Source organism: Saccharothrix luteola, assembly GCF_020859565.1.
GTDB classification, from domain to species: domain Bacteria; phylum Actinomycetota; class Actinomycetes; order Mycobacteriales; family Pseudonocardiaceae; genus Actinosynnema; species Actinosynnema luteola.
Map to the genome: position 1 here is coordinate 1 of NZ_JAJHUO010000046.1, position 18,762 is coordinate 18,762.

Here is an 18,762-nt window from a genome sequence, read left to right on the forward strand (position 1 = left end):
GATCGCTCCGAACAACACTGACAAGTAATGTCAGTTGTCCAGTAACAATCTCAAAGGAAACCTCTTGACGAGGTTCATAAATTTACTGGCTATTCGGCACGCTGTTGAGTTCTCAAAGAACACGCGCACATCATCACTCGCCGCTGTGACGCGGTTCGATCCGAGGCTTGTGATTCAGCTAAAGCTTGTGTTGGGAAACAAGACGCCCTGGTCGCTCGGCTCAGACGAGCCCCGACTGGGTCTTCCGTTCCGCGGTCACCCACTCTACCACGCTAGCGGGAGCTTGGTTCGTGACCTGCCGCACTCCGTTCCGGTGTTCCCGGCCCGTTCCGCGCTGACATGGAGAAAGTTACACGCAGCCGAACCGGAGGTCAAATCGGGGGCGCAGCACCGCGCCACAGGCTGAAACCGCAGGTCAGCAGCCCGTGCCGCACTCCAGTCCACGCTATCCGACCCGGTCCACCGGCAACAGTGTGACCGCGATCACACTCAAACGTGGCGAAGGCCGCCGGTCCGGGTGGGACCGACGGCCTTCGACGTCACGCTCGGAGAGCCTGTTCGCGCAGGTCAGAGGAGCACCCGCAGGCCGGCGGTGTTGCGCTTGCCGCGCCGCACGACCAGCCACTCCCCGTGGAGGAGGTCCTCCTTGGTGGGCACCCACTCCTCGTCGGTGACCTTGGAGTTGTTCACGTACGCGCCGCCTTCCTTCACGGTGCGCCGCGCCGCGCCCTTGCTGTCCGCGAGCCCGGAGCTGACCAGCAGGTCGACGATGGTCGGCGCGTCGGCCAGGCGGACCTCGCCGGTCGGCGCCTCGGCCATCGCGGCCACCAGCGTGGACAGGTCGAGCTCGCGCAGCTCGCCCCGGCCGAACAGGGCCTGGCTCGCCGCGATGACCTGCTGCGTCTCGTGCTCGCCGTGCACCAGGTTGGTGAACTCCTCGGCCAGCCTCTTCTGCGCGGCGCGCAGGTGCGGGGCCTCGGCGGTCTGCCGCTCCAGGTCGGCCATCTCCTCCTGGGACAGGAAGGTGAACAGCCGCAGGTAGCGGAGCACGTCGGCGTCGCCCACGTTCACGAAGTACTGGTACCAGGCGTACGGCGAGGTCATCTGCGGGTCGAGCCACACGTTGCCGCCGCCGGTGGACTTGCCGAACTTGCGGCCCTCGGCGTCGGTCACCAGCGGCGCGGTCAGCGCGTGCACGGACTTGCCGTCGACCTTCCGGACCAGGTCGACGCCGCCGAGGATGTTGCCCCACTGGTCGGAGCCGCCGACCTGCAGCGTGGTGCCGTACCTCCGGTTGAGCTGGAGGTAGTCGTGCGACTGCAGGAGCAGGTAGCTGAACTCGGTGTAGGACATGCCGTCGCCGTCGAGGCGGCGCTTGACCGTGTCACGGGCGAGCATGACGTTGACCGAGAAGTGCTTGCCCACGTCGCGCAGGAAGTCCAGCACGGGCATCCGGCCGGTCCAGTCCAGGTTGTTGGCCACGATCGCGCCGGTCGGGCTGTCGTCGAACTCCACGAACCGCTCCAGCTGGCCGCGGATGCGCCCGGCCCACTCGGCCACGGTGTCCAGCGGGTTGAGCGCGCGCTCCGCGGTGTCGCGCGGGTCGCCGATCATCCCGGTGGCGCCTCCGGCGAGGACGATCGGCCGGTGCCCGGCGCGCTGGAAGCGGCGCAGCATGAGCAGCGGGACGAGGTTGCCGGCGTGCAGGCTGGGCGCGGTCGGGTCGAACCCGCAATAGAGGGTGAGCGGTCCCGCGTCGAGATCCTTCCGCAGCGCGTCGAGGTCGGTGGAGTGCGCGATCAGGCCGCGCCAGGACAGCTCATCGAGGATGTGCTCGCTCACGGTTCCCATCTTCGCCTACCGCGTCCAGCGGTTTCGTCCAGGTGGGGTCAGCTCACCGCGACCGCCAGTGCGGTGAACAGCGGGGCGAACAGCAGCGCGGGAAGCAGGTCCCCGGTCGGGAAGTCCTTGAGCTTGAGCAGGCGCAGCCCCACTCCGGCCAGGAGCAGGCCGCCGGTGGCGTCGAGCGCGGCGACGTGCGGGTCGGGCAGGACGCCGCCGAGCGCGAACCCGGCGACGGTGAACAACCCCTGCACCACCAGCACAGACAGGCCCGCGGCGGCCACGCCCCAGCCGAACGAGGCGGCGAACGCGATCGCGGTGAAGAAGTCGAGCATGGACTTCAGGGCGAGCTGGTCGATGCCTCGGCCGAGGCCGTCGGACAGCGCGCCGAGCACCGCCAACGGCCCGACCGAGAAGACCAGCGAGGAGGAGACGAAGCCCTCGACGAAGCGGTGATCGCCGCCGCCGTCGTCGCGGAGGAACCGCTTCTGCAGGCCCCCGCCCAGCCGTTCGAGCCACCGCTCGATGCCGAGCAGGGAGCCGATCACGCCGCCGACGAGCATGGCCCCGAGCACGACGAGCACCGGGACGCCGCGTCCCATCGCGCCGGACAGCGCGGGGTCGGTCACGCTGACCGCGCTGAGCGCCGCGACCAGGAGGGTGACCATGCCCAGTCCCTGGGTGATCACCTCCCTGGTCCGCTCCGGGAACCTGTGCCCGACCAGCGACCCGATGGTCGCCCCGGCGAGGATGGCACCGACGTTGAGCGCCGTGCCGAGCCCGATCATGTGGAGAGTCCCCCAGAAAGAGTGATCAGTTCCGCGAACGCCGCCGGGTGGGTGACGTGGGCCGCGTGGCCGGCTCCCGGGATCTCCCGGAAACGCCCGTTCGGCGCCAGCGCGGCCAGGTGCAGCGCCGTCTCGCGGTGGTGCGGCAGCGTATCCGCCGCCGCCCCCGCGCCGACCACGACCGGCACGTCCAGCGCGATCGGGTCGAACAGGGGCGTGTCGAGGCTGCGGTCACCCATCTCGGTGACGAGTGCGGCCCCGTCCTCCTCCAGCTGGTGCCGGGGAGTCGCGGGTGGCCGTCCGGTGACGGCGCGGAGCAGTTCCTCGGCGACGGCCGCGGGGCCGTTCGGCTCGGTGTCGCGGACCAGCTGCTCCCACGGCGCGCTCGGCGGCCACCACGGCAGCCACCGCACGGGCGGTTCGTAGGCCACCACGGCCCGGACCAGCTCGGGTGAGCGGGCCGCGGCGCACAGGGCGACGAGCCCGCCGTAGCTGTGCCCGGCGACGACGGACCCCGGTTGTGCCGCCAGGATGGCGGTCAGGTCGTCGACGTGGTCTTCGAGGGTGGTGGTGGCGTCGCCCAGGGCTCGGGAACCGCCCCAGCCGCGTCGGTCGTAGCCGATGACCGTCCACTCGGACAGGTGCGCGGCGACCTGGCGGAAGCTGGTGTGCCGGTCGAGTGAGCCGTGCACGAGGACGACCTTGTCCGGTCCGCCCGCGCGTTTGACGATCGTGGGTCGGCGTCCGGTTCGCGTGGTCATGCCGTCGCCAGGATCCGGTCGGAGATGCGCGCGGGGGTGGGGTCGGCCAGCAGCTGCTCGACGTCGAGCACGTGGTCGACCTCCTGCTCGATCTTGGTCAGCAGGGTCGCGACGGCGAGCGAGTCGCCGCCCAGGGCGAAGAAGTCGGAATCGGCCTTGACCTCGGCCTGGCGGATGCCGACGCAGGTCGCGAAGAACTGGGCGATGCGCCACGTGAGCCGGGCGCGCCTGCGGTCGGGCTCCGGTGCGGTTCCCAGCGTCGGCACGGGTGGCGGTGCGGACGTCCGTGCGGGTTCCGGTGTCGGTGCGGGGAGCGCCGCGACGGGCTCCGGGGTTGGGCTTGCGGGCTGTGGCCTTGCGGGCTCGGTGGGCGTTCCGGTCCGGTCGGCCTTGCCGGTGATGCTCCTGGGCAGCTCGGCGACGACGGTGAGCGTCGCCGGGACCATGCCGCTGTGCAGGTGCATCCGGAGGTGCTTCCACACGACCGTCTCGTCGAGGTCGCCAACCACCTGCGCTTCCAGCCGCCCGGCGCGCTCGGACACCACGGCGGCCTCCACGCCCGGTGAGGCCTCCAGCACCCGTTCGACCTCGTCCAGCTCGACCCGCTGGCCGCGGATCTTGACCTGGCGGTCGCGCCGGCCGAGGTACTCGATCGAGCCGTCCGGCAGCCACCGCGCCCGGTCGCCGGTGCGGTAGAGCAGCCTGCCGGGCTCGGCGGCGAACGGGTCCAGCCGGAACCGCTCGCGCATCAGCTCGTCGCGGCCCAGGTAGCGGCCGACGCCGAGACCGCCGACGCACAGCTCGCCCGGCTCGCCGACCGGCACCGGGCGCAGGTCGGCGTCCAGCACGTAGACCTGCTTGTTGGCGACCGGCCGGCCGATCGTCGGCGTGGTGCCGGTGTCGGTGCACTCGTGCCAGGTGGCCATCACCGCGGTCTCGGCCGGGCCGTAGAGGTTGAGGAACCGCCGTCCGGGCACGAGCCAGCGGGCGAGCACCGCGGTGGTGAGCCGCTCACCGGCCGCCGCGGCGACCCGCAGGTCCGGCAGCGGGCCGTCCGGCAGCGCGAGCCACACCGACGGGGTGAGGATGACGGCGGTGACCCTCCGCTGCGCGAGCAGGCGCACCAGGGGCGGGCCGACGACGAGTCGCGCGGTCGGCGCGACGACGAGGGTGGCGCCGTTGAGCAGCGCGAGGACCAGGTCGGCGAAGCAGCCGTCGAAGTTCGGCGACAGGAATTGCAGCACGCGGTCGGTCGGTGCGAGCCGGAAGATGCGGCGCTGCCCGATGTGCAGGTTCACCGCGCCCTCGTGGCTGATCGCGATCGCCTTGGGCCGCCCGGTCGTGCCGCTGGTGAACACCACGTAGGCCGTGTTGCCCGAGGTGACGCCGGTGATCGGCGGGTCGTCGCGCTCGGCGGAGGTGTCGACCTCGGTCAGCACGACGCGCGCGCCGGACTGCTCGACCATGGCGCGCAGCCGTTCCGGCGGGCACGTGGGTTCGGCCAGCATGAACGCGCCGCCCGCCTTGGCGACGGCGAGCACGGAGATGACGAAGTCGACCGTGCGCTCCATGACGACGCCGACCACGGACTCGGGCTGCACGCCCCGTGCGCGCAGGTCGTGCGCGAGCGCGTTGGCCCGCCGGTCGATCTCGCCGTAGGTGTGCTCGCGGCCCTGGTCGTCCACCGCGACGGAGTCCGGCGCGAGCCGGGCGCGGTGCTCGAAGACCTGGTGCCAGCCCGCGTGCGGGCCCAGCGGGGCGGAGTGGTCGTTGAACTCGACGGTCACCCGGTGGCGTTCGACGTCGGAGAGGGCGGGCGGCGCGGTCCGCACCTCGACGGGGGCGTGCGCCGGGCAGCGGGTGTTCGCGTGGTGGCCCCACCGCACCTCGCCCGCCGGCCGGTAGTGCGGGTACCGGTCGAGGAAGCCGCGGATGGCCCACCCGCCGAGCCGTTCCGCGTACGGCGCGCCGACGCAGTAGTGGCGGCCCATGCCGAAGCCGAGGTGGCGCGTCCCGTTGCGCCGGATGTCGAGGTCGCGCGGGTGGTCGAAGACGCGCGGGTCGAGGTTGGCCGCGGCGAGGTGGACCAGGACCGTCTGCCCGGCCCGGATCGTGGCGCCGCCCAGGTCGACGTCCTCGACGGCGAGGCGGGCCAGGTACTGGCTCGACCCGTTGCGCCGCATGAACTCGTCCACCGCCGACTCGATCAGCTCCGGCTCCTCGCGCAGGGCGCGCAGCTGGTCCGGGTGGTCGTGCAGCTGGAGCAGGCCGGTGGTCACCAGGTGGGTGAGGGTCTGGTAGCCGCCCCCGACCAGCACGATGCAGTTCGCGGCCACCGAGAACAGCTCCTCGTCGGTGCCGTCGATGCCGTCGACCAGCGCGGAGACCAGGTCGTCGCCGGGGTCGGCCATGCGGCGGCGGGCTTGGTCGCGGAAGCCGGCGACGGCCTCGTCCAGCACGGCGACCACTTCCCGGTCGCGGACGTCGGGGAGGCTGGACAGGCTGCCGAGCAGCCGTTCGTAGGCGTCCGCCCACCGGGTCAGCAGTTCCTCGTCGCCTTCCATGCCCAGCAGGTGCGCCACGAGCTTGGCGGGCAGCTTCGCGGCGTAGTCCCCGACCAGGTCGAGCACGCCCTCCTCGGGCAGATCCGCGAGCGCCTCGTCCACCATTCGACGCATGACGTCGTCACGTGCCCGGATTTGGGCCTTCGTGAATTGGTCCCGAATGCGCGCGCGAATTGCGGCGTGCTCCGGCGGGTCCATGAAGAGCATTTGTTCGGAGACGATGCCGGCGGCGCTGGAAGCGGCGTCCAGGCCTCGTTCGTCGAGTGCCGATGCCTTGCGCGTGCGGGCCGAGGAGAACCGCCGGTGGTCGGTGAGGACGCGGGCCGCCTCGGCGTAGCCCGTGCACACCCACACGCCGCCTACCTGGTCGTAGAACAGCGGACCGAGCTCGGTGACGGCGTCGATGTAGATCAACGGGTCGGCCACCACTGCGGCACGGCCGAGGTTGTGCGTGCCATGGCGCGCACGGTCGTACCCGGATGGGTTGGACAACATTAATTCCCCCCAAGGAATTGGGGGCACCCGGTACCGGTGCCGCGACTTACCGGCACCGTGAACCGCCCCCTCGGTTAACACCCCGCGGCGAGTCTAGGCACAGCCGCCAGAATCGGTCAAGACAGGATCAGCAGGGGTGTATCAATCAGCGGGACGGACGAACTGCGAACTGCACTTATTCCACGGCGGTGGGAAATGGAACAACTCTTTCGGACGCCGCGCCGGGACAGCTCGTCGAGGATGTGCTCGCTCACGGGCAGCCATTCCCCCGCTGCCTGGTCACCTCAGTTTGAGGCGGTGCCGCCGGTGGGTAGTCGACCCGAGGGCTCTACTGAGAGGACCACGGCTGATGACCTACCCGAACCGCGACAGACGTCCCGCCGACCGTCCCACCGAGCACCTGCGCCCGACCGAGCCCGCGTACCGGGAGGAGTTGCCCTACCAGCGCGAGGAGGAGGTCGTCGAGCGCGGTGACGGCCGGGTGCGCGCCGTGCGCGTGGTGTGCGCCGTCATCGACGTGCTGTGCTGGCTGTTCGCGATCGTGCTGGCGATCCACATCTTCCTGGTCATCGGCGGCGCCAACCCGGCGAACGGGTTCGCGCAGCTGATCGACTCGTGGTCGGCGGCGGTGTCCCTGGGCCTGCGCGACCTGTTCACGCCCGCGAACGTCGGTGTCCGGACGTTGTTCAACGACGGCCTCGCCGCGTTGCTGTGGCTGCTGATCGGCGCGGTGCTGACCAGCGTGATCAGCCGGGTGGCGTTGCCCGCGCACGAGCGCCGCGTCTGGTACCGCCGCACGGTGCGCTAGTCCGCCCCGCCGGTGTGGGTGACGGCGGTCGGGCGGCGTGCCTGCTTGCGCCCGACCAGGCACTACCGACCGTCACCGCGATGTCACTCGGGCGCGCAGAGGTTTGCCCCGGCTGGTCAATTGTCCTCGTCGCGTTCCCCGACCAAGTTTGCTTGCGTGGCCAGCGACTTGCAGCGGAAGAAGACCTCCATCGTGTTCACCGCGATGGACTCGAACGGTGACGGGTTCCTCGAGCGGGCCGATTTCGAGGCGTTGACGGACCGGTGGGTGCACCTCCGGGGCGCGGCCGACCCGGAACGGTTGCGGGAGATCATGATGGGCTGGTGGGACGCGCTGCGGGCGGCGTCCGACCACGACCGCGACGACAAGATCACGGTGGACGAGGTGCTGACCGTGGTGGAGGACCTCGGCACCATGCTCGACCTGGTGGTGGCCACGGCGGAGTCGATGTTCGAGGCGGTGGACGAGGACGGCGACGGCCTGGTCTCCGCGCCCGAGTACGGCCGGATGATCCACGCCTGGACCGGCGACGACGCCCCGACCGACGCCGTCTTCGCCCGGCTCGACCTCGACGGCGACGGCTCGATCTCGAAGTCCGAGTTCGTGCAGCACTGGGTGGAGTTCTGGGCGGGCGACGACGCGGACGCGCCCGGCGCCCACGTGTTCGGCGAGGTCTAGAAGGACCCGCGCACGAACCGCACCGGCACCGGCGCGCCGAACCACGTCGCCCACTCGGCCGCGTGAGCCGGCGAGTCCTGCCGGAGGAGCCCGGCCGCGGCCAGGCCGGCCGGTGGCGCGTCGAACCGGTGCCACTGGTCGGCGTGCAGGGTGAGGAACGCGGCCTCGGGCAACGAGTCGAGGTTGGTCACGACCGCGCCGCCGAGGTGCAGCTCGACCAGCCGCGGCCACGGCGGCACCTCGACCGTCGCACCACCGGAGACCGGTCGGTGTTGATGCGCAGCTCCAGGTCGGTGCGGCCGAAGTGGGTCGCCGGCCGCTCGCTCAAGCCGTGCTCGGGCCGCCCCCGCACCCGGCCCTCGCCGTCCACGTCCTCGTGGCGCGAGAACCAGCCCTCGCCGAACTCCGCGCGGCGGCCGATCGCCCGCCACGCGCCGTCACAGCGGTCCACCACGTCCTGGCACAGGCGTGCGAGCAGCTCTTCTTCGTCCACCGTGACTCCCCCGGAAAAAGGGTGTCAGGTCACGACGCGCGTCCGGCGGGTGCCCCGGCGGTAGGTGCTGACGGCGGGCGAGTCGATCCAGAACCGCCACGGCACGTCCACCGCGACGGCCACGCCCACGCGCGGGCCGGTGCGGATGTCGGCCTCGTCCACCGGCTCGCCGGCCAGCAGCCGCACGGTCGCGCCCGGCTCGGTCAGGTTCACGCCGTTGTGCACGCGGTCGAGCCCGAGCACGCCGGTCAGCCGAGCCGGGCCCTTGGCGAGTTCGGCGGCGTTGCGCGCGGTCGGGCGGCGGGCGTGCGCCAGCGCCGACCCGGTCACCACCTCGCCGGCGCGCAGCAGCACCGCGCCGGGCACGCCGTCGGTCAGCGACACGACGTTCGCGCAGAAGTGCATGCCGTAGACGAAGTACACGTAGAGCCGACCGGCCGGGCCGAACATCACGTCGTTGCGCGGCGTGCGGCCCCGGTAGCAGTGCGAGGCCGGGTCGTCGCCGCCCCGGTACGCCTCGACCTCCACGATCCGCAGCGCGACCACGCCCTCGTCGGTGGTCGACTCGATGACGCTCCCGAGCAGGAGCCGCGCGGCGTCGACGGGGTCGACCGCGAGCTCCCGCTCGGTGAGCTGCCTAGGCGTTGCGGGCAACGGAGACCTTGTCGCGCAACCTCTTCAGCTGCTCGGCGACCCGGTCGGGCGCGGTGCCGCCGTGCGCGTCCCGTGACGCGATGGACCCTTCCACGGTCAACACGCTACGCACCTCGGGCGTCAACGCGGGAGAGATCGTGGCGAACTCCTCATCGGTGAGGTCCTCCAGCCCGACGCCGCGCCCCTCGGCCACCCGGACGCACTCGCCCGCCGCCTCGTGCGCCACCCGGAACGGCACGCCCTGCCGCACCAGCCACTCGGCGATGTCGGTGGCCAGGGTGAACCCGGCGGGCGCCAGCGCCGCCATCCGCTCGGTGTCGAACCGCGTGGTGGCGATCATCCCGGCCAGCGCGGGCAGCAGCAGTTCCAGCTGCTCGACCGAGTCGAACAGCGGCTCCTTGTCCTCCTGGAGGTCCCGGTTGTAGGCCAGCGGCTGCGCCTTCAGCGTCGCCAGCAACCCGGTCAGGTTGCCGATGAGCCGGCCGGACTTGCCCCTGGTCAGTTCGGCGACGTCGGGGTTCTTCTTCTGCGGCATGATCGAGCTGCCGGTGGCCCACGCGTCGTCCAGCACGGCGAAGCGGAACTCGGCGGTGGTCCAGATGATCACCTCTTCGGCGATCCTCGACAGGTCGACGCCGATCATGGCCAGCACGAACGCGATCTCGGCGGCGAAGTCGCGCGACGCGGTGCCGTCGATGGAGTTCTCCACCGGACCGTCGAAGCCCAGCTCCTCGGCCACCGCGGCCGGGTCGAGGCCCAGCGACGAGCCGGCCAGCGCGCCCGAGCCGTACGGCGACACGGCGGTCCGCTTGTCCCAGTCGCGCAGCCGGTCGACGTCGCGCAGCAGCGCCTGGCCGTGGGCGAGCAGGTGGTGCGCCAGCAGCACGGGCTGGGCGGACTGGAGGTGCGTGCGGCCGGGCATGACGGCGGTGGCGTGCGCGGACGCCTGGTCGGCCAGCGCCTCGACCACGTCGAGCACACCCGCCGACACCCGCTGCGCGGCGTCGCGCAGCCACATCCGGAACAGCGTGGCCACCTGGTCGTTGCGGGACCGGCCGGCGCGCAGCTTGCCGCCCAGCTCCGGTCCGGCCCGCTCGATCAGGCCGCGTTCCAGCGCGGTGTGCACGTCCTCGTCGGCCACCGTCGGGGTGAACGACCCGGCCGCCACGTCGGCTTCCAGCGCGTCCAGCGCGGCGAGCATGCGCTCCAGCTCGTCGGCGGTCAGCAGACCGGCCCGGTTCAGCACGCGGGCGTGCGCGCGGGAACCCCTGATGTCGTACGGGGCGAGTCGCCAGTCGAAGTGCGTCGACGCGGACAGCCGCGCCATCGCCTCCGCCGGTCCTCCGGCGAACCGGCCACCCCACAATGAGCTCACGTGATCGAATCCCTACGTCGCGGCGATCTTGTCCGGCAGGTTCCGCGATCTTCCCGAGCCCACGGCGAAGTCGGACAGCGACTCCTCGCCGCGCCGGCCGGTGACGACCGCGCGGCCACCGTGCAGCACGAGCCGGACCTCGCCGGACACGTGCCGCTGGGTGGTGTCGATGAAGCTGTCCAACGCCTGCTTGAGCGGGGAGAACCACAGACCTTCGTGCACCAGTGCACCCCAGCGCCGCTCGACCTGCCGCTTGAAGCGGAGCAGGTCGGGCTCCAGGGTGACGTCCTCCAGCTGTTGGTGAGCGGTGGTCAACGCGCTCGCGCCCGGCGTCTCGTAGGCCCGGACGCCGGTGAGGCGGCCGACCCCCGAGACGCCCGCCCTCCGGTTCAGCTCCCGGACGGCTTGCGGCATGGTCACGGTCTCGCCGTCGATGGCGACCGGCGTGCCCCGGTCGAACGCGAGCACGAGCTCCTCGGGGTCGCCCGGCTCGATCCGGCCCACCGGGCGGTCCTCCGCCGGGGCGTCGGCCGTTGCGACGGCGACGACCGCGAGGTCGGGCGCCAGGGCGGCGACACCGGCCTCGAAGCGGATCCGGTCGGCGCCGGCGCGGTCGTGCGCCACGGTCGTCGCGCCGTGCCGGCGGGCGGCCTCGACCACGTGCCCGGCGACGAGCGGCGCGACCAGCGCCGAGGCCGGGTGCAGGGCGTTGGCGCGCAGCGCGGGCAGGCAGTACTGGTCGGCGAACTCGTCGCGGGCGTCGGCGACCACGGCCTCGACCGCGCCGCAGTCCAGCGCCCGGCGGCGGGTGGTCTCCAGGTCGTCCCCGCCCCGGCCGAGGTCGACCACGACCGCGACGACCTCGGCGCCGGTCTCCTCGGCGAGCCGGCCGATGGCGACCGGGGCGTCGAACCCGCCGGAGTACGCGAGGACGACCCGCTCACTCATGGGGCTCCCCCGGCTGCGCCTCGTGGTCGCCCGCGGCGAGCGCGGTCACCCTGGCGGCCAGGTCCGCGCCGGTGAGCGGTTCCCTGGCCACCGCGAGGATGGTGTCGTCACCGGCGATGGTGCCGACGATGTCGTGCAGCGCGGCCCGGTCCAGCGCGCTGGCCAGGAACTGGGCCGCGCCGGGCGGGGTGCGCAGCACGGCGAGGTTGCCGGAGTGGTCGACCGACACGAGCAGTTCGGCGAGCACCCTGGTGAGGCGGGACGTGCCGCCCTGCACACCGCGCACCGGGCTGCCGTCCTCGGGGATGACGTAGACGGGCGCGCCGCCGTCGGGTCCGCGCAGCTTGACCGCGCCCAGCTCGTCCAGGTCGCGCGACAGCGTGGCCTGGGTGACCTCGATGCCTTCCACCGCCAGCGTCTTCGCCAGTTCCGACTGGCTGCGGATGGCGCGTTGGGCGACCAGTTCGACGATGCGGGCCTGCCGCGCGGTCCGGGTCATCGCGACTGCTCCAACAACCACACGAGCAGCGCCTTCTGGGCGTGCAGCCGGTTCTCGGCCTCGTCCCACACCGCGCTGTCGGGGCCGTCGAGCACGTCGTCGGTGATCTCCTGGCCGCGGTGGGCGGGCAGGCAGTGCAGCACGGTCGTCTTCACGCCGGTCGCGGCCACGAGCTCGGCGTTGAGCTGGTACGGCCGGAACGGGCGCATCCGGTCGCGGCCGTCGTTCTCCTGGCCCATCGACGTCCAGGTGTCGGTGACCAGCACGTCCGCGCCGGCCACCGCCTCGCGCGGGTCCTCGACCACGGTCACCGAGCCGCCGGTGTCCGCGGCGCGCTTGCGCGCGTCGTCCAGCACCCACGGCAGCGGCTGGAACAGCGCGGGCGCGGCGATCCGCACATGCATGCCCGCCGTGACGCCGCCGAGCAGCATCGAGTGGGACATGTTGTTCGCGCCGTCGCCGAGGTAGGTGACGGTGAGGCCGGCGAGCTCGCCGTGCACGCGCCGGATGGTCTGCAGGTCGGCCAGCACCTGGCACGGGTGGAACTCGTCGGTCAGCGCGTTGATCACCGGGATGCGGGACACCGACGCCATCGCGTCGATGCGCTTCTGCGCGAACGTCCGCCAGATCACCGCGTCCACGTACCCGGACAGGATCCGGGAGGTGTCCTCGATGGTCTCCTCGCGGCCCAGCTGCATGGACCGGCCGTCGATGATCACCGGGTTGCCGCCGAGCTGGGCGATGCCGACCTCGAACGACAGCCGGGTGCGGGTGGAGTTCTTCTCGAAGATCACCGCGACGGACTTGGGCCCGGCCAGCGGCTTGGCGGTCAGCCGGTCGGCCTTGTAGCCGTCGGCCAGGTCGAGGACCGCGGCCTGCTCGTCCGGGGTCAGGTCGTCGTCACGCAGGAAGTGGCGCACCATCACGGCTCCTGGCCTGGGGTGGGGAGGAACGACGGCAGGTCGGCCACCAGTCGGTGGGCGTCCGCCTCGTCCAGCACCAGCGGCGGCGCCAGGCGGATGACGTCGGGCTGGATCGGGTTGATCAGGTAACCGGCCTGCTGCGCGGCCGCCGCGGCCTTCGCCGAGACCGCCTCGCGCAGCGTGATGCCGAGCAGCAGGCCGGCGCCCCGCACCCCGGAGATCAGCGGGTGGTCCAGCGCCTCGACACCGGTCGCGATCTCCTTGCCGACCGCGGCGGTGTGCTCCAGCAGGCCGTCGGCGGCGATCGTGTCGAGCACGGCGAGCGCGGCGGCGCAGCACACCGGGTTGCCGCCGAACGTGGTGCCGTGCTGGCCGGGCTCGAACAGGTCCTTCGCCGGGCCCACCGCGATGCACGCGCCCAGCGGCAGCCCGCCGCCGAGGCCCTTGGCCAGCGTGATCACGTCGGGGACGATCCCGACCTGGTGGAACGCGAACCAGGTGCCCAGGCGCCCGACGCCGGTCTGCACCTCGTCGAGGACGAGCAGCGCGCCGTGCTCGGTGGTGATCCGGCGGGCCGCTTCGAGGTAGCCCTCGGGCGGCACGACGACGCCGTTCTCGCCCTGGATCGGCTCCACGATGAACGCGGCGGTCTCGTCGTCGACCGCGGCTTCCAGCGCGGCCACGTCGCCGTACGGGATGTGCACGACGCCGGGGACCAGCGGCTCGAACGGCTCGCGCTTCCTGGGCTGGCCGGTCAGCGCCAGCGCACCCATGGTGCGGCCGTGGAAACCGCCGTCGGTGGCGACGACCTTGGTGCGACCCGTGCGGCGGCTCAGCTTGAACGCGGCCTCGTTGGCCTCCGCGCCGGAGTTGCAGAACAGCACCCGGCCGTCACCGTCCACACCGGACAGGTCGAGCAGCCGTTCGGCGAGCTTGAGCGCGGGCTCGTTGATGTAGAGGTTGGACGTGTGGCCGATCCTGCCGATCTGCTCGGTCACCGCGGCCACGATCGCCGGGTGCGCGTGGCCGAGCGCGTTGACCGCGATGCCGGTCAGCAGGTCCAGGTAGCGGTTGCCGTCGGCGTCCCAGACGTGCGCGCCCTCGCCTCGGGTCAGGGTCAGGCCGGGCGTGCCGTAGTTGTTCATCATCGCGGCCTGCCACCGCTGCTGATTCTGGCTCTCGCTCATGCCTCGCCCGCCCCAGTCCGTTCGGTCACCATCGTTCCGACGCCCTCGGAGGTGAAGACCTCCAACAACACCGAGTGCGCCAGCCTGCCGTCGATCACGTGCGCCTCGGGGACGCCGCCGCGCACCGCGCGCAGGCAGGCCTCCATCTTCGGCACCATGCCGCTGTCCAGGTCCGGCAGCATCTTCTCCAGCCGCTCGGCGTCCACCCGGTGCAGCAGCGAGCTCTTGTCCGGCCAGTCCGCGTACAGGCCCTCGACGTCGGTGAGCACGACCAGCTTCTCGGCCTTCAGCGCCACGGCCACCGCGCCCGCCGCCGTGTCGGCGTTGACGTTGTGCACCACGCCGTCGGCGTCCGGTGCGACCGTGGACACGACCGGGATGCGGCCCGCGCGCACGATGTCGAGCACCGCGTCCGGGTTGACGTCCACGATGTCGCCGACCAGGCCGATGTCGACCGGCGCGCCGTCCACGATGGCCGGTCGCCGGGCGGCGGTCAGCAGGTGGGCGTCCTCGCCGGACAGGCCGACCGCGAGCGGGCCGTGGGAGTTGATCAGGCCGACCAGCTCGCGCTGCACCTGGCCGACCAGCACCATCCGGACCACGTCCATGGCCTCGGGCGTGGTGACGCGCAGGCCCCCGCGGAACTCGCTGTCGATGCCGAGCCGCTTGAGCATCGCGGCGATCTGCGGCCCGCCGCCGTGCACCACGACCGGGTGCAGGCCCGCGAGCTTGAGGAACACCATGTCCTGCGCGAACGCGCGCTTCAGCTCGTCGTCCACCATGGCGTTGCCGCCGTACTTGACGACCACGATCGCGCCGCGGAAGCGCTGCAACCACGGCAGCGCCTCGATCAGGATCCCGGCCTTGGCCTGTGGCGTGATCATGAGCTGTACGCGCTGTTCTCTTCGACGTACCCGTGCGACAGGTCCGTGGTGAGCACGGTGGCCGTGCCGTCGCCGAGGTTCAGGTCGACCACGATGGCGACGTCGCGGCCGGACAGGTCGGCCTCGCCCCGGTCGGCGGCCCGGTGGCCGTCCGCGAACAGCGTGACGCCGTTGATCGCGATGCCGAGCTTGTGCTGGTCGACGGTGGCCCGCGAGCGGCCGACGGCCATCGCGATCCGGCCCCAGTTCGGGTCGGAGCCGAACAGGGCGGTCTTGACCAGGTTGTCCTCGGCGACGGTCTTGGCGACCACGACCGCCTCGGCTTCGGTGAGCGCGCCGTTGACCGTGATGGCGACCTCCTTGGTCACGCCCTCCGCGTCGCCTTGGAGCTGCTTGACCAGGTCGTGCGCCACGGCGGTCAGCACGTCGGCGAACTGCTCGGCGGTCGGCGTGACCCCGGAGGCGCCGGAGGCGAGGAGGAGCACTGTGTCGTTGGTGGACGTGCCGCCGTCCACGTCGAGCCGGTCGTAGGTCTTGGCGGTGACCGCGCGCAGGGCCGCGTCGAGGGCGTCTCCGTCGATCACCGCGTCGGTGGTGATGACGCTGAGCATCGTGGCCATGTTCGGCGAGAGCATGCCCGCACCCTTGGCGAACCCGCCGACCGACCACCCGTCCGGGTAATCCTGCCAGCACTGCTTGGGGTGGGTGTCGGTGGTCATCACGGCGGTGGCGGCGTCCAGGCCCGCCTGGTCGCCCGCGGCGAGTGCCCGGGCCGCCTCCTCCACGCCCGCCTTGAGGTCGTCGATCGGCAGGCGCTCGCCGATCAGGCCGGTGGAGCACACCGCGACCTCGATCGCGCCGACGTCCAGCACCTCGGCGACCTTCTCGGCGGTGGCGTGGGTGTCCTGGAAGCCCTCGGGACCGGTGCACGCGTTCGCGCCGCCGGAGTTCAGCACGACGGCGTGCAGCTTGCGCTCCTTGAGCACCTGCTGGGACCACAGCACGGGCGCGGCCTTCACCTGGTTGGTGGTGAAGACGCCGGCGGCGGCCTGGCCGGGTCCTTCGTTGACGACCAGCGCCAGGTCGAGCGCGCCGGACTCCTTGATGCCGGCCGCGACGCCCGCGGCCTTGAAGCCCTTCGGCCCGGTCACGCCCTTGTCGCGGTTCACGGTGCGACTCCCACGGTGGACAGGCCGGTGGTCTCCGGCAGGCCGAGCGCCAGGTTCATGCACTGCACCGCCGCGCCCGCGGTGCCCTTCGCCAGGTTGTCGATCGCGGCCACCACGACCAGCCGGTTCACGTCGCGGTCGACGGCCACCTGCAGCTGCACGGCGTTCGAGCCGAGCACCGCGGCCGTGGTCGGCCAGTGGCCCTCCGGCAGCAGGTGCACGAACGGCTCGTCGGCGTAGGCCTTCTCGTAGGCGGCGCGGACGTCGGCGTCGGGGTCCTTGAGCGTCGCCGAGCAGGTCGCCAGGATGCCCCTCGGCAACGGCGCCAGCACCGGCGTGAACGAGACCCGGACCGGCTCGTCGGCGACCTTGGACAGGTTCTGCGTGATCTCCGGGGTGTGCCGGTGCGCGCCGCCGACGCCGTAGGCGCTGAGCGAGCCCATCACCTCGGAGCCGAGGAGGTGGGGCTTGAGCGCCTTGCCCGCGCCGGACGTGCCGGACACGGCCACCACCGTCACCTCGGGCTCGACCAGCCCCATCGCGGGCGCCAGGGCCAGCGACGACACGGTCGGGTAGCAGCCGGGCACGGCGACGCGGCGGGCGCCGCGCAGCTCGTCGCGCTGACCGGGCAGCTCGGGCAGGCCGTACGGCCAGCTGCCCGCGTGCGCGCCGCCGTACCAGCGGTCCCAGGCGGTGGGGTCGGTGAGCCGGTGGTCCGCGCCGCAGTCGACGACGAGCGCGTCGTCGTCCAGCTGCGCGGCGATCTCGGCCGAGCGGCCGTGCGGCAGGGCGAGGAAGACGACGTCGTGGCCCTTGAGGGTGTCGGCGGTCGTCTCCTCCAGCACCCGGTCGGCCAGTGGCAGCAGGTGTGGCTGGTGGGCGAACAGCGGGGAGCCCGCGTTGCCGCCGGCGGTGAGCGCGCCGATCTCCACGTCCGGGTGACCGAGCAGGAGGCGCAGCACCTCACCCCCGGCGTACCCGCTGGCCCCGGCGACCGCGATCCGTACCGTCATGCGGATAAGTATGCACGCTGATGCAAAGGTACTCAAATCGGTTCGGCTAATGGAGCGGCGCGGGTGCCGGTGTCATGCTTTCCTGTACGGGAACTGGGGGGTTCATCGTGATACACCATCCGCACGACCACGCACGGGGGCACTTCTCACCCGGACCACGACGTCCGCGCGACGGCTATCCGGGTCCGCTCGCCGGACGGCCGTGGCTGAACCTGCTCGCCTGGCTCGGCGTGCTCACCGCGATCGTGGGGATGACCGTCATCGGCCTGGACGTGGTGTGCGACTCCGCGCCGACACCCGTCGGCTCGGTGCACTCCGACGGGTTCCCGGGCCGCGACCCGTTCCCGGGCGCCCCGATCCCCGCCGGCGACCCGGCCGCCGGGAGCAGGCCGGCCCGACCCGGCGACGCGGGCTTCGGCATCGGCCTGGTCTTCGGCGGCTTCGCGCTCGCGGCCGTCGCGGGCCTCGGGCGCTCGCCGCGCCGCCGTCACCACGTCACGGGCAGTGCCCCGAGGCCGTAGACGATCCGCTGGGAGCGGTAGTCGGGTTCCGGCCCGACCAGGCGCAGACCGGGGAACCGGCGCGCCAGGGCGGGGAAGGCGATCCGCATCTCGATCCTGGCCAGCGGCGCGCCGAGGCAGTGGTGGACGCCGTGGCCGAACGCGACGTGGCCGCCCGCGTCACGGGTGATGTCCAGCCCGTCCGGGTCCGGCACGAGATCGGGGTCGCGGTTGGCGGTGGGCAGCGAGCAGAGGATCAGCTCGCCGGGGCCGAGGGTGTGACCGCCGAGCTCCACCTCGGCGGTCGTGATCCGCGGCACGCCGGTGTGCACGACCGTCAGCCACCGCAGCAGTTCCTCCACGGCCGCGTCGGCGCGCTCGGGCTCGTCGCGCAGCAGCCGGAGCTGGTCGGGGTGGCGCAGCAGGGCGAGCACGCCGAGGCCGAGCATGTTGGCCGTGGTCTCGTGGCCGGCCAGCAGGAGCAGGTCCGCGATGCCGACCATCTCGCGGTCGTCGAGGGCGGCGGCCTCGTCGCGCGCGAGCATGCCGAGCAGGTCGTCGCCCGGCTCGACCCTGGCCCGCGCGACCAGGTCGGCCAGGTACGCCTTGGTCTCGTACTGCAGGGCGAGCCGCTCCTCGAACGACAGCGCCGCGTCGAAGAACCTCGTGTAGCGGTCCTGGAAGGTGTCGCGGTCCTCGAACGGCACGCCGAGCAGCTCGCAGATCACCAGCGCCGGCACGGGCAGCGCGAAGTCGGCCACCAGGTCGGCGGGCGGCCCCTTGCGCTCGATCGCGTCGAGGTGGTCGCGCACGATGTCGTGGACGCGCGGTTCCAGCCGGCGCATCCGGCGGGCGGTGAACTCCGGCGCCAGCGTCCGGCGCAGTCGGGTGTGCTCGGGCGGGTCGAACGCGAGCATGTTGCCCGGCCGCACGGCGGCCAGCTCCTCGTCGGTCAACGCGGGCGCGCCCGGCACCAGGTGGTGGGCCGAGATGCCGAACCGCCGGGAGTCGCTGTAGACCACCCGGACGTCCTCGATCCGGGTGACCACCCACACCGACGTGCCCAGCGCGGGCGAGTCGATCCGGCGCACCCCGCCGTCCTCGCGGATCTCCGTCAGGTCGGGGTGGGGGTCGAACCCCACCCGGCGGTAGATCAGGGGCGTCGTCGGCTTCGCGGCCAT

Annotated in this window: 19 protein-coding genes; 3 read left to right on the forward strand and 16 right to left on the reverse strand. The window is 72.4% G+C overall.

Translation table 11 applies throughout. From position 1 onward, the window contains the following. Nucleotides 1–567: 567 nt before the first annotated feature. The 4 genes from tyrS to LNK82_RS42970 are packed head-to-tail and all read right to left on the reverse strand — an operon-like array spanning nt 568 to nt 6,450. Nucleotides 568–1,842 carry a tyrosine--tRNA ligase gene (gene tyrS / locus LNK82_RS42955; RefSeq protein ID WP_308257516.1) on the reverse strand — a complete coding sequence of 425 codons (1,275 nt, stop codon included), beginning with the start codon at nt 1,840–1,842 and terminating at the stop codon, nt 568–570. Between the two features lie 47 nt (nt 1,843–1,889). Beyond that, the gene (locus LNK82_RS42960) at nt 1,890–2,630 is read right to left on the reverse strand and encodes a DUF554 domain-containing protein (RefSeq protein WP_230572570.1); all 741 of its coding nucleotides are present in this window, start codon (nt 2,628–2,630) and stop codon (nt 1,890–1,892) included. After that, a complete protein-coding gene (locus tag LNK82_RS42965) occupies nt 2,627–3,391 on the reverse strand; it encodes an alpha/beta fold hydrolase (RefSeq protein ID WP_230572571.1) in 765 nt (254 codons plus the stop codon). The genes LNK82_RS42960 and LNK82_RS42965 overlap by 4 nt, the downstream gene beginning before the upstream one ends. Beyond that, a complete protein-coding gene (locus tag LNK82_RS42970; RefSeq protein ID WP_230572572.1) occupies nt 3,388–6,450 on the reverse strand; it encodes an amino acid adenylation domain-containing protein in 3,063 nt (1,020 codons plus the stop codon). Before LNK82_RS42970 ends, LNK82_RS42965 begins: the two co-directional genes overlap by 4 nt. Before the next feature lie 349 nt (nt 6,451–6,799). On the opposite strand from LNK82_RS42970, the gene LNK82_RS42975 reads away from it, so the two are divergent. Further along, nucleotides 6,800–7,258 (forward strand): hypothetical protein, encoded by a 459-nt coding sequence (locus tag LNK82_RS42975; RefSeq protein WP_230572573.1) that lies wholly within the window; start codon nt 6,800–6,802, stop codon nt 7,256–7,258. A gap of 156 nt (nt 7,259–7,414) precedes the next feature. After that, nucleotides 7,415–7,936: an EF-hand domain-containing protein gene (locus LNK82_RS42980; RefSeq protein ID WP_230572574.1), complete on the forward strand. Its 522-nt coding sequence runs from the start codon at nt 7,415–7,417 to the stop codon at nt 7,934–7,936. Here LNK82_RS42980 and LNK82_RS42985 read toward each other — a convergent pair. Genes LNK82_RS42985 through argC form a run of 11 tightly spaced genes read right to left on the reverse strand, consistent with a single transcriptional unit; the run spans nt 7,933 to nt 17,081 of the window. Next, complete coding sequence (locus LNK82_RS42985; protein WP_230572575.1) at nt 7,933–8,127, reverse strand: hypothetical protein; 195 nt, start codon at nt 8,125–8,127, stop codon at nt 7,933–7,935. The two genes, LNK82_RS42980 and LNK82_RS42985, sit on opposite strands and share 4 nt — an antisense overlap. Continuing rightward, entirely contained in the window at nt 8,124–8,429 is a 306-nt protein-coding gene (locus LNK82_RS42990) for a hypothetical protein (RefSeq protein ID WP_230572576.1), read from the reverse strand. The genes LNK82_RS42985 and LNK82_RS42990 overlap by 4 nt, the downstream gene beginning before the upstream one ends. A gap of 24 nt (nt 8,430–8,453) precedes the next feature. Further along, the gene (locus tag LNK82_RS42995; RefSeq protein WP_230572577.1) at nt 8,454–9,083 is read right to left on the reverse strand and encodes a DNA-3-methyladenine glycosylase; all 630 of its coding nucleotides are present in this window, start codon (nt 9,081–9,083) and stop codon (nt 8,454–8,456) included. Beyond that, a complete protein-coding gene (argH, locus tag LNK82_RS43000; protein WP_230572644.1) occupies nt 9,067–10,410 on the reverse strand; it encodes an argininosuccinate lyase in 1,344 nt (447 codons plus the stop codon). Before argH ends, LNK82_RS42995 begins: the two co-directional genes overlap by 17 nt. Before the next feature lie 60 nt (nt 10,411–10,470). Beyond that, nucleotides 10,471–11,406 carry an argininosuccinate synthase domain-containing protein gene (locus LNK82_RS43005; RefSeq protein WP_230572578.1) on the reverse strand — a complete coding sequence of 312 codons (936 nt, stop codon included), beginning with the start codon at nt 11,404–11,406 and terminating at the stop codon, nt 10,471–10,473. Next, nucleotides 11,399–11,905 (reverse strand): arginine repressor, encoded by a 507-nt coding sequence (locus LNK82_RS43010; protein ID WP_230572579.1) that lies wholly within the window; start codon nt 11,903–11,905, stop codon nt 11,399–11,401. The genes LNK82_RS43005 and LNK82_RS43010 overlap by 8 nt, the downstream gene beginning before the upstream one ends. After that, nucleotides 11,902–12,828: an ornithine carbamoyltransferase gene (argF, locus tag LNK82_RS43015; RefSeq protein ID WP_230572580.1), complete on the reverse strand. Its 927-nt coding sequence runs from the start codon at nt 12,826–12,828 to the stop codon at nt 11,902–11,904. Before argF ends, LNK82_RS43010 begins: the two co-directional genes overlap by 4 nt. Further along, complete coding sequence (locus LNK82_RS43020) at nt 12,828–14,015, reverse strand: acetylornithine transaminase (protein WP_230572581.1); 1,188 nt, start codon at nt 14,013–14,015, stop codon at nt 12,828–12,830. Before LNK82_RS43020 ends, argF begins: the two co-directional genes overlap by 1 nt. Next, nucleotides 14,012–14,899, reverse strand: a complete 888-nt coding sequence (argB, locus tag LNK82_RS43025; protein ID WP_230572582.1) for an acetylglutamate kinase — start codon at nt 14,897–14,899, stop codon at nt 14,012–14,014. Before argB ends, LNK82_RS43020 begins: the two co-directional genes overlap by 4 nt. Next, the gene (argJ, locus tag LNK82_RS43030) at nt 14,896–16,068 is read right to left on the reverse strand and encodes a bifunctional glutamate N-acetyltransferase/amino-acid acetyltransferase ArgJ (RefSeq protein WP_230572583.1); all 1,173 of its coding nucleotides are present in this window, start codon (nt 16,066–16,068) and stop codon (nt 14,896–14,898) included. Before argJ ends, argB begins: the two co-directional genes overlap by 4 nt. Beyond that, the gene (argC, locus tag LNK82_RS43035) at nt 16,065–17,081 is read right to left on the reverse strand and encodes an N-acetyl-gamma-glutamyl-phosphate reductase (RefSeq protein WP_230572584.1); all 1,017 of its coding nucleotides are present in this window, start codon (nt 17,079–17,081) and stop codon (nt 16,065–16,067) included. The genes argJ and argC overlap by 4 nt, the downstream gene beginning before the upstream one ends. A gap of 107 nt (nt 17,082–17,188) precedes the next feature. Here argC and LNK82_RS43040 point away from each other — a divergent pair, with 107 nt between their 5' ends. Then, the gene (locus LNK82_RS43040; protein WP_230572585.1) at nt 17,189–17,602 is read left to right on the forward strand and encodes a hypothetical protein; all 414 of its coding nucleotides are present in this window, start codon (nt 17,189–17,191) and stop codon (nt 17,600–17,602) included. Here LNK82_RS43040 and LNK82_RS43045 read toward each other — a convergent pair. After that, nucleotides 17,569–18,762 carry a cytochrome P450 gene (locus LNK82_RS43045; protein WP_230572586.1) on the reverse strand — a complete coding sequence of 398 codons (1,194 nt, stop codon included), beginning with the start codon at nt 18,760–18,762 and terminating at the stop codon, nt 17,569–17,571. The genes LNK82_RS43040 and LNK82_RS43045 overlap by 34 nt on opposite strands.